Here is a 13,668-nt window from a genome sequence, read left to right on the forward strand (position 1 = left end):
ATGGAACTGGCCAGCCTGATCGGACGCCTCAACCCGGACAACCGCCGCGCCCTCGAACGGGCCGCACAACGTTGCCTGCAACGGGGTCATCATTACGTCGAAATCGAGCACCTGCTGCTTGAACTGCTGGACATCGAGGGCGGTGACTTCGCCTGGCTGCTGCCGCGCTTCGGTCTGGAGCGCGATGCCCTGACGGCGGAAATCAACAAGGCCCTGGAACTGTTCAAGTCCGGCAGCACCCGCACCCCGGCGCTCTCGGCGCACACCATCGGCCTGCTCGAAGACGCAGTGGTTCAGGCCAGCGTGCTCGGCCTTGAAAGCATCCGCTCCGGCTTGCTGCTGCTGGCCTTGCTCGACCGCGACGAACGCCGCAGCCTGCTGCTCAATAGCGCCTCGTCGCTGTTGAAAATTCCACGGGAAGCCTTGCGCAGTCATTTGCTGGAGTGGACCGAAAGCTCACGCGAACACGTTGGCGGCACGCGGCCGGTCAGTGCCAGCCATCCGCAACCGAAACAGGATTCGGTGCTCGACCAGTTCACCCAGGACCTGACCGCCGACGCCCACGCCGGGCGTATCGACCCCATCGTCGGCCGCGACGGCGAGATTCGTCAGTGCATCGACATCCTGCTGCGCCGTCGGCAGAACAACCCGATCCTGGTCGGCGCGCCAGGGGTGGGCAAAACCGCGGTGGTCGAAGGCCTGGCGTTGCGCATTGCCGCCGGGGACGTGCCGCCGTCGTTGCAGGAAGTCAGCCTGCGGGTACTCGACCTCGGCCTGTTGCAGGCGGGCGCCGGGGTCAAGGGCGAGTTCGAGCAGCGGCTCAAAGGCGTAATCGACGCGGTGCGCAGCGCCGACAAACCGATCATTCTGTTTATCGACGAAGCCCACACGCTGATTGGCGCTGGCGGCGCGGAAGGCGGCAGCGACGCGGCCAATCTGCTCAAACCGGCGTTGGCCCGTGGTGAGTTGCGCACCCTGGCCGCGACCACCTGGCTTGAATACAAAAAATACTTCGAGAAAGACCCCGCTCTGGCCAGGCGCTTTCAACTGGTGCAAGTCGAGGAACCCGATGAAATCACCGCCGTGGAAATGCTCCGTGGCGTGGCTGCAAAACTGGAACAACATCATGGCGTTCAGGTACTCGACGCAGCGATTCACGAAGCGGTGAAACTGTCCCACCGCTACATCTCCGGGCGCCAGTTACCGGACAAAGCCATCAGCGTGCTCGACACCGCGTGTGCCCGGGTCGCCCTCGGCCAGCACGATGTGCCGCCACCGCTGGAAAGCCTGCGCCATCGCCAGCAGAGCCTCAAGGATGAAGTCGAACGCCTGCGTCGCGAACAGGCCACCGGGCTCGATCACCGTGAACGCATCACCCTGCTGGAAACTGAATCCGTGGGTAACGTGCAGGCCATTCGCGAACTGGAAACCCGCTGGAACGAAGAACGGATCGCCGTGCGCGAACTGCTGGAAACCCGTCGCGAATTACTCACCTTGAGCGAGCGCGCCGACAACGACAAACCGGACGAAGCCACCGACAGCCGCATCGATCATCTGGCCGCCGAACTGGTGCGACTCGAGGCAGGGCTGGATGCCATTCGCCAGGACGATCCGTTGGTGCCGGAACAGGTCGATGGCAAAACCGTGGCCGCGGTGATCGCCGGCTGGACCGGCATCCCTGTGGGCAAGATGCTCGCCGACGAAGCCCACGCCGTGCGCACCCTCGGCCAGCGCATGGGCCTGCGGGTGATGGGCCAAAGCACCGCGCTGAACACCATCGCCCAACGCCTGCAAGCCTACCGCGCCGGCCTCACCGACCCACAGAAACCGGTCGGCGTGTTCCTGCTGGTCGGCCCCACTGGCGTGGGAAAGACCGAAACCGCCTATGCGTTGGCCGACGCGCTGTACGGCGGCGAACGCAACCTGATCAGCATCAACCTTTCCGAATACCAGGAAGCCCACACCGTCAGCCAACTCAAAGGCGCTCCGCCCGGCTACGTCGGCTACGGCAGCGGCGGCGTGCTCACCGAAGCGGTGCGACGCAAACCCTATTCGGTGGTACTGCTCGACGAAATCGAAAAGGCCCACCCGGATGTACTCGAAGCTTTCTACAACGTCTTCGACAAAGGGGTCATGGAAGACGGCACCGGGCTGGTGGTGGATTTCAAAAACACCGTGATGCTGGCCACCAGCAACGTCGGGGCTGAGTTGCTGCTCGACACACCGACCGCGCAACTGGGCACCGATGCCTTCAACGAAGCGCTGCATAACGTGCTGCTGAAAGCGTTTCGGCCAGCGTTTCTGGCGCGCATGACGGTAGTGGCGTATCGGCCGCTGGATGAAGCGACGCTGGAGGGGATTGTGTTGGCGAAGCTGGAGAAATTGCGTGGGCGCTACAAGGCTGCGACCGGGAAGCAGTTTGAGTTCGATGCCGGGATTGTGCAGGCGGTGTTGGCCAAGTGCAGTGCTGCCGGGGCAAGGGATGTTGAGAATGTGTTGATGACGCAGGTGACGGGGAAGTTGGCGGAGTGGGTGTTGGAGTAAGGAATGAGAAACGTCCGGTTCATGATCATTTTCCAGACAGGTTTCTGTATGCCACATCTAATAACCACGACATAGGTCCGGGAGCCTGTTGGAACTTCATGCTGACGGGAACAGTGCTCGCCATGACCCACTCAGAGAAAGGAATAATCGATGGCCGCCGCCGATACGCTTCACGCACGGAGCATGCTCCACAACCTGTGTACTCAACCACTAGGAGTTCTGAATGCAAATGCAGTCTATGTAGTTGGGTTAGCGGGTGCAGATACGCAGAGCGTCCCTTTGTATTTCGGGGCCTATCAGGGTGAAATACGTATTTCACCGACTCAACATCATGTCTCGACGTTCCTCAATACCGGCCTGCCGGTAATCGTACCCGACGCCGTAGTCCGCTGCACTGGCCTGATCAGTCCGATGCGCGGCCATATTGCAACGACACCCACTCGCCTGAATCTGACCGCACAAGTACCGGCTGCAACGAACAAACTATGGGTAACAGAACAACAGACCGGTTGTTCCGTATTAATTTTGAAGTGGGCCGGGAATCTCTACTCGATGGTGCATTTGCAGCCCAATGCAGATAATGAGTTCAACCGACTGGGTAAACTCATCAATCGATCCGACATCGGGATGGCTTTGCAAAAAAATGCCTGGCTCAGACCCGAAGTCGCTGAGGTGGCGGAACAGTCCGGTAATGGGCAAACCCCCGACGCCTATATTCTCGTGCAGTCATTACATACAGCACGAAGGGGAAATGCATGCCAGGTCATCGGCATCAACATCAATGGAACCTTTAACTTTTACCTCCAAACCAGTATTCGAAACGGTTTGACAGAGACCTATAGCACGCAGTCTTTGCAATGGACACCCTGGATCGATTACGTGCCATTTTTCACTTATTAGAGAACTCAGGAGTCCCGATACCAGAGCCCGAGAGCCACTCTAAAACAGGAAGGCGATTGATCATGACTTACCGAGAGGCAATAGATCAGGCAATCAAGGCATGGGACTCGATCCGCTGGCACATCAACAAGAGTGAACAAAGCAAGTCTGCCGTTCATGTCCTTCGTTTGCTGCTAAAAACCCCGGGAGATGACAAGCTCCTCAGGCAAGCGATCGATACATTCCTCGGCACATGCCATGAAGCATTCAACTACGCGGGGGTCAATTATGTTCAGCTAAAGCCCACTTCGGCGCTTTACGCGAACCTCGATAAATACATAAAAGGGGCCAATCCACCCCTTATCTCTCTCCCAGTGGTAGCCAGTTCGTCTTCTCCACGCCCGGGGATTCCACCTGTTGCTATTACGTCTGCGCTCCCGTCCGTCGGCTTGAGCGTGGCAAGCTCTTCTTCCAGCAGCCCGGCCGTTTCCTCCAGCAGCCCCGCCAGTGCCTCCAGCCGAGACACATCAGCCCTGTTAGTTCAAATCAGCAGGCATCAGGCAGAATGGTCAAAAATTGCTATTACTGATCTGCCCACCGGCAAGCATGGCGTCTACAAATACACCGACGACAACAAATACGCTGATGTCCCGAGAGGCGCCGTTTCGGGTCTTTTAAAAAGAGAACCGAAAATCGACGAACAAGGGCTACGCGCTCCGGAGTTCTGGGCTCTGTTCGGTGCAATAGTCATGAGGGCCCCAAAAAAATTCGGTAGATGTCTGCACTGTTCTGCCGCGGTCGTGCATAGCTTGGTGTTCGACCCGTTTTTCGACAATTGTGAAATCGCCGTTATGGGTTCGACAGAATATGACCATTATTTTGTTTGCGTGGGCTCCAGCATGGGGAAAATCCGGACAGGACTGGGCATTGCGATTGATGTGTGGGATTCCAATAACCCCGCGAAACCATCGAGCACCTCGACCCACCCCCTCGCAAAAAACTTCACTTACTGGTCCGAGGCCGGACTCGAGATCCTGTGCCCCATACCGACTGAGTCACGGGCAGCACTTCGATTATTTGTGAAATCAAGATTTCCAGACAGGGCATGACGCCGATGGGCTTCTTATAAGAACAGTCAATGCCAACCTCACGCCACCGTCGTGGTTTAAACAGGGCTGACACATGAGAATCGCAAGCTTCAACATCGAAAAGAATGGCGGTTCTTCTACACTCGAAAAAAAAGCGCAGGTGGACTTTTTCATCAGCAAGTGCTGTTCGAACAAGGAGTGGAACGTCGACCTTTTGTTTTTGTGCGAAGTGCATTCAGCCCAGGTCAATAACTATGCATCCAACCTGGCGGAAATTTATCCAAGCTACAGGGTTGCCGCTTTTACGGGTGGATACTCGAACGCCTACATTGTCATGGTCAGTGAATTCGCGCAGATCGAGATTTGTAGTCAAGGCAAGCTATTTGGTTTGAACAGGGATCTGATTGCCATCGCCGCGACGGGAGTGAATGGTTACACCGGGTACGTTTTTCTCGCACACTTCAAATCCGGACAGAACGGTCTCACCAAAAGCCAGCTCAAATCCTGCACAGCGCTGGGTGGAAACTGGGTCGTGACGGGAGATATGAACCTGGACTATGCCAATGTCGGTCAAGTGGAAACCGCGGGGCTCGCATACGAATGCTGGGGCGGACAACAGACCCACGCCAAAGGAGGAATACTGGATTGGGTGCTCGCATCCGCAGACGTGAAAGTCACCACAATTGACATCACCGGGCTGGCCAATGAATTCGATATGAGCGGGCCGGATCATCGTCCTATTCTGTTTGACGTCTCGTCCTGAAGCAGGCGCCCCGCAATCGGTCACTTCCACTTGAGGCCACCCAATGCCCCGCACCACCGACAGCAATACCAGCCTGTCCCTCACCGCCACCTCGCTGTCGGCGCTTTATCCTGAGTCACTGTCCGGGGAAGAAGCGCTCAATTCGCTCGGATCACAAACCCTCAATGGCCTCAACGACGGCGCCTCCCTCACCCTGACCACCGCCGTCGCCACCCACGTCACCGCCACCCTGCACAACGACGCCCTGACCCGTCCAATGGACGCTCTGGTTGCCGAAATCCGCCAACTCCCCGCCGATGCCACCGCCGAGCGCTATCAGCTTGTGTTAAGGCCATGGCTCTGGTGGCTGACCCTGGCCAGCAACAACCGCGTGTTCCAGAACCTCAGCAGCTCGGACATCGTCACTACGATTTTCAAGGCCCACGCCTTCACCGACTTCAAGCTCTCACTCACCGGCACGTACACCCCACGCGAATACTGCGTGCAATATGGCGAAACCGATTTCGCGTTCGTTTCGCGGTTACTGGAAGAAGAAGGCATTTTCTGGTTTTTCACCCACGAGGACGGCAAGCACACGCTGGTGCTAGGTGACAGCAACGATGCGTTCGTGCAGATCCCCAACGGACCCAAGGTGAGCTATCTCGGTCAGCAGTTGGGTGAGCGTGAACTGCATGGCATTCGTTCCGGGCAGGTCTGTGTACAGGCGGTGGCCGGGGTATACCGGGCGACGGATTACGAGTTCACCACCCCGACCACTTCGCTGTACGGCCAGGCCGAAGCGGTGGCCGGGCCACGGTCGATGTACGAGCATCCGGGCGGCTACAACGCCAAGGCACGAGGTGATGCGTTGACCAAGCAACGGGTCGACGGCTTGCGCAGTCAGGAGAAACGCTTTGTTGGTGAGAGCGACTGCCGCTGGCTGGTGCCGGGGCACTGGTTCACCCTCGCTGGACATGACGATACGACGTTAAACATCGATTGGGTGGTGACGGCGGTCACCCACGAAGCCAGTCACGAAAACTATCGCAACCGCTTCGAGGCGATCCCCAAGGCCACGCCTTACCGCCCGGCACGGACAACGCCCAAACCACGGATGCACACCCAGACCGCCATTGTCGTCGGCAAGGCGGGAGAAGAAATCTGGACCGACGAATACGGTCGAATCAAGCTGCAGTTCCCCTGGGATCGCGACGGCAAGAACGACGAAGCCAGTTCCTGTTGGGTGCGGGTGGTGCTGCCCTGGAGCGGCAAGGGTTTCGGTATGCAATTCGTGCCGCGCATCGGCCAGGAAGTGATCGTGACGTTTATCGATGGCGACCCGGATCGGCCATTGGTGACCGGTTGCGTCTACAACGGCGACAACGCCCTGCCCTATGCGCTGCCGGCGAATCAGACCCAGTCGGGAATCAAGACCCAATCATCCAAGGGCGCAGGGGGTTTCAACGAGTTGCGCTTCGAGGACAAGAAGGATGCCGAAGAGGTGTTTTTGCAGGCGCAGAAAGACCTGAAGATCAACGTGCTCAACGACACCACCGCCATGGTCGGCCACGACGAAATCCTGACCGTGCAGAACGCTCGCACGCGCACGGTGAAAGAAGGCGACGAGACCGTGACCCTGGAGAAAGGCAAGCGCAGCGTCACCATTCAGACCGGCAGCGACACGCTCGATGTGAAGGACAGTCGCAAGGTGACTGTGGGCGCGGACCAGACTCACAGCACCGGTGGCAATTACACGCACAAGGTCACCGGTGATTACAGCCTGACGGTTGACGGCAACCTGACCATCAAAGTGACCGGCAGCCTGACCCTGCAAAGTGGCGGCAGTTTCACCATCAAGAGCGGCGCGGATCTGGCGGCCGAGGCCAGTACTTCGATCAGCCAGAAAGCCGGCACCTCCTTGAGCAATCAGGCGGGCACCTCATTGGAGAACAAGGCCGGCACGACCATGACCAACGATGCCGGGATCAGCCTGACCAACAAGGGCGCCGCTTCGCAGACCGTGGACGGTGGCGGCATGCTGACCATCAAGGGTGGTCTGGTGCAGGTCAACTGACGAGGAAACCCCATGGCCATCACGCCGCTGGATTTGCAGCAGAACGATAAACAGCTCAAAGGGCGCTTGCTCGATGGCCAGCTCGACGGCGCGCTGCACATCAAGGATGACGGGCGCGCGCAAGCTGATTTGCACTACAGCCAGGGCGAGCTGCAAGGCACCTCCCTGCTCTACCACCCCAATGGCAAGGTCTCGGCGCAGTTGCCGTTTGTCCATGACAAGCTGCAGGGGGTTGCCAGTTTCTATGCCCCCGAAGGCAGTCTGCAGCGCAAGGCGACTTACCGCCGAGGGCTGTTGCATGGCGAGGCGTTCAATTACTTTCCCGATGGTCAATTGGCCGAGGTTGAGTGCTACCGCGACGGCGTGCGTGACGGGCGCTATCAGCGTTTTCATCCCAATGGCAAACCCGCCGTCGAGGCCCGTTACCTCAACGGTCTATTGCTGGAACCGGAACAGGGTTTCGCCGCCGACGGGCGACCGCTGGATGCGGACGGCAAGCCGATCTCACGGGTACGCTGGTGGTTCAGGCGCTGGAGCGATCCTGCTCAAGCCTGAAGCCTTGTGTTGACCGGGATGGCCTCATCGCGGGCAAGCCCGCTCCCACAGGGGATGTTCTGTGAATGCAGTATTGGTGGACAACAGCGATCACTGTGGGAGCGGGCTTGCCCGCGATGAGGCCGGCACCTTCAACCTCGATATCGCCTGACACCCTGCCTTCGCGAGCAAGCCTGCTCTCACAGTTTGATCATGTGCGGTCAGGGAATCAGCATCTGCATCTGCCCCGGCATCACGATTTTGATCACGCCGGCCCAGTTGCACATCAAGGTGCTGTTGGCATCGAGGGCCGGCATGCCGCCCAGCAGCAGGGTCGGCGCACCGCCGGGGATCCACGGGGTGGCGGTGGCCGGGATGCACGGCATCGGCGTCAGAACGCCAAGCGCCGCGGCGGTGGCGGCCGCGACCATCGGGTTGGCCATGCTCATGCACGTGCCGAACGGCATGACGTTCACCAGCGGAATGTGATCCATGATGTTCGCCGCCGGCATGCCCCCGGTCATTGTGCGGTTCACCGGCAGCACGTTGAGTACCGCCGGTGCCGCACCGAAACTGCATTGCAGGGTCGCGGTGGCGCAAACTTGCGGACAGCCCATGTCGATTCTCCTTCCTGGAAGCGGTGCTCCCTGAACCATAGCCCGCCGAGCCTGTTCGCGCACATCAGGAACGCTGATTATCCGGCAACACGCTAACCTATAAGACCGTGCCGCGCTTGTGGCGACCCCGGCGCGCCATTAGATTAGCCAATGATGTGTGGCCTCCAAAATAAGCAGAAGGGATAAGCATGGCGCTTACTGACCAGTCCACCCGTATCCGCTCCGGCGAAGAACTCGATGCCAGCCTGATCGATCCGTACCTCAAGGCGCACATTCCGGGCCTGAGTGGCTTGCCTGTGATCAGCCAGTTTCCGGGCGGTGCGTCGAACCTGACTTACCTGCTGGAATACCCCGAACAGGAATTCGTCCTGCGCCGGCCGCCATTCGGCCACAAGGCCAAGTCCGCCCACGACATGGGCCGCGAATTTCGCATCCTCAATCAGCTGCGGGACGGTTTTCCCTATTGCCCCAAAGCCTATGTGCACTGCACCGACGAATCGGTGATCGGCGCCGAGTTCTATGTGATGGAACGGGTCAAGGGCATCATCCTGCGCGCCGAACTGCCACCGGAACTGGGCCTGGATTCGGCGAAGACCGAAACCCTGTGCAAGAGCTTCATCGACAAGTTCGTCGAACTGCACCGGGTCGACTACAAGGCCTATGGCCTGGGCGACCTCGGCAAACCCGAAGGTTATGTCGCGCGGCAAATCAAAGGCTGGAGCGAGCGCTACGAAAAAGCACTGACCCCGGATGCGCCGAAGTGGGAAACGGTGAAGGCCTGGCTGAACGACAAGATGCCGGCCGATCACCCGACGTCGAGCATCGTCCACAACGATTACCGCTTCGACAACGTGATCCTCGACCCGAACAACCCGATGCAGATCATCGGCGTGCTGGATTGGGAACTGACCACCCTCGGCGACCCGCTGATGGACCTGGGCAACACCCTCGCCTACTGGATCGAAGCCGACGACCCGGCACCGGTGCAACTGATGCGCCGCCAGCCAAGCCACGCCCCTGGCATGCTGACCCGCCGCGAATTCGTCGATTACTACGCCGAGCGCTCAGGCCTCCAGATCGACAATTTCGACTTCTACTACACCTATGGCCTGTTCCGTCTGGCCGGCATCGTCCAGCAGATCTACTACCGCTTCTTCCATGGTCAGACCCAGGACAAACGCTTCGCGCAGTTCATTCACATGAACAAACTCCTGGAGCAAATGAGCCTGCAAGTCATTCAGAAATCCAGGCTCTGATCGGGCCACATAACAAGGAAAAATCATGTCCAAGACTCAGTTGTTCGACCTCGACGGCAAGATCGCTTTCGTCTCAGGTGCCAGTCGCGGCATCGGTGAAGCCATCGCCAAACTGCTGGCGCAGCAAGGTGCCCACGTGATCGTTTCGAGCCGCAAGCTCGACGGCTGCCAACACGTCGCCGACGCGATCATCGCCGCCGGCGGCAAGGCCACCGCCATTGCCTGCCACATCGGTGAGATGGAACAGATCACCCAGGTCTTTGCCGCCATCCGCGAACAATTCGGGCGCCTGGACATCCTGGTCAACAACGCCGCGACCAACCCGCAGTTCTGCAACGTGCTGGACACCGACCTCAGCGCTTTCCAGAAAACCGTCGACGTGAACATTCGCGGCTACTTCTTCATGTCGGTGGAAGCCGGCAAGCTGATGCGCGAACACGGTGGCGGCAGCATCATCAACGTTGCCTCGATCAACGGCATCTCACCGGGGATCTTCCAGGGCATCTACTCGGTGACCAAGGCAGCGGTGATCAACATGACCAAGGTGTTCGCCAAGGAATGCGCGCAATTCGGTATCCGCTGCAACGCCCTGCTGCCGGGATTGACCGACACCAAGTTTGCTTCGGCGCTGGTGAAAAACGACGCGATTCTACAAACCGCGCTACAGCAGATTCCGCTCAAGCGCGTGGCGGATCCGCGTGAAATGGCGGGGGCGGTGTTGTATCTGGCGAGTGATGCGTCCAGCTATACGACCGGGGTTTCGCTGAATGTGGATGGCGGGTTCCTGTCCTGATTCGGCTCAGCGAATAAACCAAAGGCAGCCTCAGGGCTGCCTTTGGTGTTTGGGGACTGGACCCAGGAGCGACTCTATTCCCTCTGCACAAACTCAACCGGCTTCCCAGTCAAATCCACGGTGAAGACACCCACCCTGATGCAACATCTAGGGCAATGGCGTCCTCTGCGGCATTACCTCAAAACTATTTCTGACCTATTTGAGTTGGTAATTCAACCAAATATGGTGCGTGCCATCGGTATCTATTTTGATCCCGCCTGATCCCGATATCCCTCTCAAATCACCTGTACCACTGCCTCCGACTATGCAGAAAAATTCATCTGCCCGATCAGTGCCGGTTGTGGAGGCAGAGTGGATGAAATTGAAGGCGCCTTCTTTTCCATTCACCGCACCTTTGAAGCTCTCAATTGCGATGTAACTGCCCGTCCTGGTCGTCTGGTCGAACGCCGCAGTAAAAACTGTTGAGGAAACACCGTCGATAGCACCCGAGTAGCATTTCTCCATGGTGCTGATAGACACTGGTAAGGAGGTAGTAATCTCGGGGGTTGGGCTCAGGCCTGTTGGTTTGAAATTCTTAGTAGCAAAAGTGGCTAACGCTTCCATTCACATCCGTCTCTATCCAAATGAGTGAGGTTCTCATTCTACTCCACAGCACAGCACGCACGGAGCCAAAAACGATCAGAACGAGATGTCGGCTCAATAGTTAGGCCAATGCATCACCAGTTCATAATCATCGGCAACCCAGGACGGAAATCGTGTGTCTGGCCGCTTGCGCCATGATCGATTTCCAATACGACCAGATGCTCATCACCATGAACAATTTCAAATCCTTCCAGCTGATTTGCGCAGTTCGCAGGGGTAGAAAAAGCTTGGCTGTTGGGAGTGGTAACTCGCACAGATGTAATGTCGCGAAAGCCGTTGGGATGTTCAAACGGCTGCGCTCGCTCAATCGGAGCCTCATCTGGTCTCTTGGCAAACGAAAGAAAAAACCACATCGGTTCGGATACAGGCGCATGTCCCACGTCGACTTTCAGGGCAGCGGGTAAGTAAACAGGTCGATATTCCCAGACCGGAAATATTGGCTTCTCGCCTACGGTGGATGGTCTGAAGCAAATTCCAAAGGGCGCGGCAACTCCATCTGCGCACTTGAAGCGGTCAAAGAGTTGGGTTGGCGCTGTTAACTGACTTTGAGCTTCTGATTCATCGGTGAGATGTAGAAGCTCAATGAAAGAATTTCGGAAGAAGAATCTTCTATTGGCAGTGCCTTGGCCTGGGTGTACGTTTGGCGTCCCTTCAGCAAGCCCGAGGGCTTTCAGAGCATCAGCGCCTCGCCCGTCATCATTCACACAAATAAAAATGTGATCTATTTCCATCGTTAATTCCCTTTAATCCTGTGATTTGATTGCCCAATTATTTGGCAGAAGGTCAGCAACGGGCGAGTGAGATTACGCAGTTGCTGCCGCACAAGTGGGCATCCGTTTGAACACCTAGAGTGTTTGGCCTGATGTTTGTCGGTCGTTCAATTGGTATCGCGATTTCGGTGCAGCCACTCATCGACGACTTCTCCGAGAGTTTTAGGTACGTCATTACGTATCCAGGCCATAAAACCTCTGTCGAATTTAAAGTTCGCGCCGCAGTGCTCCACCATGAATCTGCGGACATTCTGTGTATTTCGGTAATTCTTGCAAACTGTCGTATTTCTTGTGAGCTGATCATTGTGCCAATTAAAACTCATGGGGGCAGGCTCCATACTTAGTGGTCTGATTTATAAATTCATAGCCTGGGATGCTTGGAGTCTTGCAATCGGTATCCACACGTCCACGTAACCCTTCCCTTGGGATGGCTCGAAATCAGAACTGTATTGCTCGAACTCAGGAGCTTGGGCAAGCTCACATTCAGATTCAGGCAACCAGTGGTTGAAAATGGTGAAGAACGTCTGATGGATCGTCGAGATATGGCCTTGGTGTCGAAACACGACATAGTTTTGCTGCGGCACTCTGAAATACCGAAAAGCCGGAGGAAGACCATCGACGCAGGACACCTCTGTACCGGCAATGTACTCAAAACTACCATCCAGTCCAGGATTACAGCACAGGCCATAGTTCCAGTTGTTTACCTGACCTGGTACCCGTCCTATGTAGGGGGAGAACGCTTGCCACAAACCGACGATGCCTTCGTTCTTATCGAAGGTAAAACGATCCCCCAGACCAGCGATGAAAAACTCTGCTCTAGTTTCAAAGCGGGGTTCAGGGAGTTTTATGAGCTTCGTTTCTTTCACACGTAACGGCTCCACCAGTGAGAGATGTTCATCCTCGTGCCCACGAACCTGCTTCGGTGTGAACCCAAACAGATCGCAGAAGGCGCGCGTAAAAGCTTCATGGGAGCCGTAGCCAGCATCCAGCGCTACTTGCAGGATATCCGGTGCACCTCGACGCAAGATCAGTGCCGCTTGGCTCAAACGCCGTGCACGGATGTAACGCATCACCGACCAGCCCGTCGACATCGCAAACAGGCGGGCCAAGGCAAAAGGAGACATGTTGCAATGGCGCGCGACACGTCCTAGATCGAGTTGGGATCCCAGCTCCAGCTCGATGTACCACAGGGCCCTCTCGATACTCAGCATGACGAATCTCCATGAACGCTAGAGCAACGTTATCAAATGAATGGGGAAAGCATTTGATCGTTCTTGCGGTTTCTGCTTTCCACCCAAAGCGTATGAAAGACCTCCGCGTCTCTTCGCTATGGCTTATGAGGGCTCATCGAGAGGATTGCCTGCACGCCTATTCAAGGTAACCCTTGGTCGAGGTGACTTCGCCAGACGGTTACTTTCCAGGTGTGTATCCGAATCCATTTGTGGACGAGATTTGCATTGAGGCTATGGCTGAGTGCGATGCTGGCAATCGAAGCGCCGGGCTGGGCACAGATTCGGCCATGGGCGCTTGGGCGCTCCAACTGGTTGTTTGCCGGGTTCTTCGCAGTGGCAAGCGGGCGGCGGGGGTCATGAGTCTGATCCAGTCGGCACGCATGAACGGGCATGATCCGTCTGCCTATCTGAAAGATGTGCTGACACGGCTGCCGACACAGCGGGCGAGTGAGATTACGGAGTTACTGCCGCACAAGCGGGGCCACCTTTGATTGCGC

Annotated in this window: 13 protein-coding genes and 1 pseudogene; 9 read left to right on the forward strand and 5 right to left on the reverse strand. The window is 57.3% G+C overall.

All coding sequences use genetic code 11. The features are described 5' to 3' along the window. From tssH to J3D54_RS25245, 6 genes are all read left to right on the forward strand, one after another. Positions 1-2,544 carry a type VI secretion system ATPase TssH gene (gene tssH, locus J3D54_RS25220; protein WP_253424157.1) on the forward strand — a complete coding sequence of 848 codons (2,544 nt, stop codon included), beginning with the start codon at positions 1-3 and terminating at the stop codon, positions 2,542-2,544. 150 nt (positions 2,545-2,694) lie between these two features. Beyond that, positions 2,695-3,444 (forward strand): hypothetical protein, encoded by a 750-nt coding sequence (locus J3D54_RS25225; RefSeq protein ID WP_253424161.1) that lies wholly within the window; start codon positions 2,695-2,697, stop codon positions 3,442-3,444. Positions 3,445-3,506: 62 nt separating this feature from the next. Next, positions 3,507-4,532, forward strand: coding sequence for a hypothetical protein (locus tag J3D54_RS25230; protein ID WP_253424164.1), 1,026 nt, complete (start codon positions 3,507-3,509; stop codon positions 4,530-4,532). A 73-nt stretch (positions 4,533-4,605) separates the two neighbouring features. Continuing rightward, positions 4,606-5,274: an endonuclease/exonuclease/phosphatase family protein gene (locus tag J3D54_RS25235; RefSeq protein ID WP_253424167.1), complete on the forward strand. Its 669-nt coding sequence runs from the start codon at positions 4,606-4,608 to the stop codon at positions 5,272-5,274. Positions 5,275-5,317: 43 nt separating this feature from the next. Beyond that, a complete protein-coding gene (gene tssI / locus J3D54_RS25240; RefSeq protein ID WP_253424170.1) occupies positions 5,318-7,327 on the forward strand; it encodes a type VI secretion system tip protein VgrG in 2,010 nt (669 codons plus the stop codon). Between the two features lie 12 nt (positions 7,328-7,339). Continuing rightward, positions 7,340-7,882: a toxin-antitoxin system YwqK family antitoxin gene (locus J3D54_RS25245; protein ID WP_253424174.1), complete on the forward strand. Its 543-nt coding sequence runs from the start codon at positions 7,340-7,342 to the stop codon at positions 7,880-7,882. Between the two features lie 200 nt (positions 7,883-8,082). Here J3D54_RS25245 and J3D54_RS25250 read toward each other — a convergent pair whose 3' ends face one another. Beyond that, a complete protein-coding gene (locus tag J3D54_RS25250) occupies positions 8,083-8,478 on the reverse strand; it encodes a DUF4280 domain-containing protein (RefSeq protein ID WP_253424178.1) in 396 nt (131 codons plus the stop codon). A gap of 188 nt (positions 8,479-8,666) precedes the next feature. Between J3D54_RS25250 and J3D54_RS25255 the strand changes: the two genes are divergently transcribed. Together J3D54_RS25255 and J3D54_RS25260 are read left to right on the forward strand one after the other, a co-directional pair. Then, the gene (locus J3D54_RS25255; protein WP_253424181.1) at positions 8,667-9,734 is read left to right on the forward strand and encodes a phosphotransferase family protein; all 1,068 of its coding nucleotides are present in this window, start codon (positions 8,667-8,669) and stop codon (positions 9,732-9,734) included. 25 nt (positions 9,735-9,759) lie between these two features. Beyond that, positions 9,760-10,527 carry an SDR family oxidoreductase gene (locus J3D54_RS25260; protein ID WP_253424183.1) on the forward strand — a complete coding sequence of 256 codons (768 nt, stop codon included), beginning with the start codon at positions 9,760-9,762 and terminating at the stop codon, positions 10,525-10,527. Between the two features lie 195 nt (positions 10,528-10,722). Here the strand turns inward: J3D54_RS25260 and J3D54_RS25265 are convergent, their stop codons facing one another. The 4 genes from J3D54_RS25265 to J3D54_RS25280 all read right to left on the reverse strand — a co-directional run bounded on the left by J3D54_RS25265 (position 10,723) and on the right by J3D54_RS25280 (position 13,150). Then, the gene (locus J3D54_RS25265; RefSeq protein WP_253424187.1) at positions 10,723-11,130 is read right to left on the reverse strand and encodes a DUF3224 domain-containing protein; all 408 of its coding nucleotides are present in this window, start codon (positions 11,128-11,130) and stop codon (positions 10,723-10,725) included. A gap of 113 nt (positions 11,131-11,243) precedes the next feature. Next, the gene (locus tag J3D54_RS25270; protein WP_253424190.1) at positions 11,244-11,900 is read right to left on the reverse strand and encodes a VOC family protein; all 657 of its coding nucleotides are present in this window, start codon (positions 11,898-11,900) and stop codon (positions 11,244-11,246) included. Positions 11,901-12,046: 146 nt separating this feature from the next. After that, positions 12,047-12,262, reverse strand: a complete 216-nt coding sequence (locus J3D54_RS25275; protein ID WP_253424193.1) for a DUF6434 domain-containing protein — start codon at positions 12,260-12,262, stop codon at positions 12,047-12,049. Between the two features lie 30 nt (positions 12,263-12,292). Continuing rightward, positions 12,293-13,150 carry an AraC family transcriptional regulator gene (locus J3D54_RS25280; RefSeq protein WP_253424196.1) on the reverse strand — a complete coding sequence of 286 codons (858 nt, stop codon included), beginning with the start codon at positions 13,148-13,150 and terminating at the stop codon, positions 12,293-12,295. Between the two features lie 297 nt (positions 13,151-13,447). Here J3D54_RS25280 and J3D54_RS25285 point away from each other — a divergent pair. After that, positions 13,448-13,662: pseudogene (locus J3D54_RS25285) on the forward strand (transposase domain-containing protein); the annotation flags it as partial. Positions 13,663-13,668 lie beyond the last annotated feature (6 nt).

Origin of the sequence: Pseudomonas sp. GGS8 (genome assembly GCF_024168645.1) — a bacterium.
In the GTDB taxonomy this organism is placed as follows: domain Bacteria; phylum Pseudomonadota; class Gammaproteobacteria; order Pseudomonadales; family Pseudomonadaceae; genus Aquipseudomonas.

Bases quoted from the DNA above. Each gene is read 5' to 3' on its own strand.
- J3D54_RS25265 (WP_253424187.1), bottom strand. From the start codon at position 11,130: ATGGAAGCGTTAGCCACTTTTGCTACTAAGAATTTCAAACCAACAGGC.
- J3D54_RS25275 (WP_253424193.1), bottom strand. From the start codon at position 12,262: ATGAGTTTTAATTGGCACAATGATCAGCTCACAAGAAATACGACAGTT.
- J3D54_RS25260 (WP_253424183.1), top strand. From the start codon at position 9,760: ATGTCCAAGACTCAGTTGTTCGACCTCGACGGCAAGATCGCTTTCGTC.
- J3D54_RS25255 (WP_253424181.1), top strand. From the start codon at position 8,667: ATGGCGCTTACTGACCAGTCCACCCGTATCCGCTCCGGCGAAGAACTC.
- J3D54_RS25270 (WP_253424190.1), bottom strand. From the start codon at position 11,900: ATGGAAATAGATCACATTTTTATTTGTGTGAATGATGACGGGCGAGGC.
- J3D54_RS25245 (WP_253424174.1), top strand. From the start codon at position 7,340: ATGGCCATCACGCCGCTGGATTTGCAGCAGAACGATAAACAGCTCAAA.
- J3D54_RS25280 (WP_253424196.1), bottom strand. From the start codon at position 13,150: ATGCTGAGTATCGAGAGGGCCCTGTGGTACATCGAGCTGGAGCTGGGA.
- J3D54_RS25250 (WP_253424178.1), bottom strand. From the start codon at position 8,478: ATGGGCTGTCCGCAAGTTTGCGCCACCGCGACCCTGCAATGCAGTTTC.
- J3D54_RS25235 (WP_253424167.1), top strand. From the start codon at position 4,606: ATGAGAATCGCAAGCTTCAACATCGAAAAGAATGGCGGTTCTTCTACA.
- tssI (WP_253424170.1), top strand. From the start codon at position 5,318: ATGCCCCGCACCACCGACAGCAATACCAGCCTGTCCCTCACCGCCACC.
- J3D54_RS25230 (WP_253424164.1), top strand. From the start codon at position 3,507: ATGACTTACCGAGAGGCAATAGATCAGGCAATCAAGGCATGGGACTCG.
- J3D54_RS25225 (WP_253424161.1), top strand. From the start codon at position 2,695: ATGGCCGCCGCCGATACGCTTCACGCACGGAGCATGCTCCACAACCTG.
- tssH (WP_253424157.1), top strand. From the start codon at position 1: ATGGAACTGGCCAGCCTGATCGGACGCCTCAACCCGGACAACCGCCGC.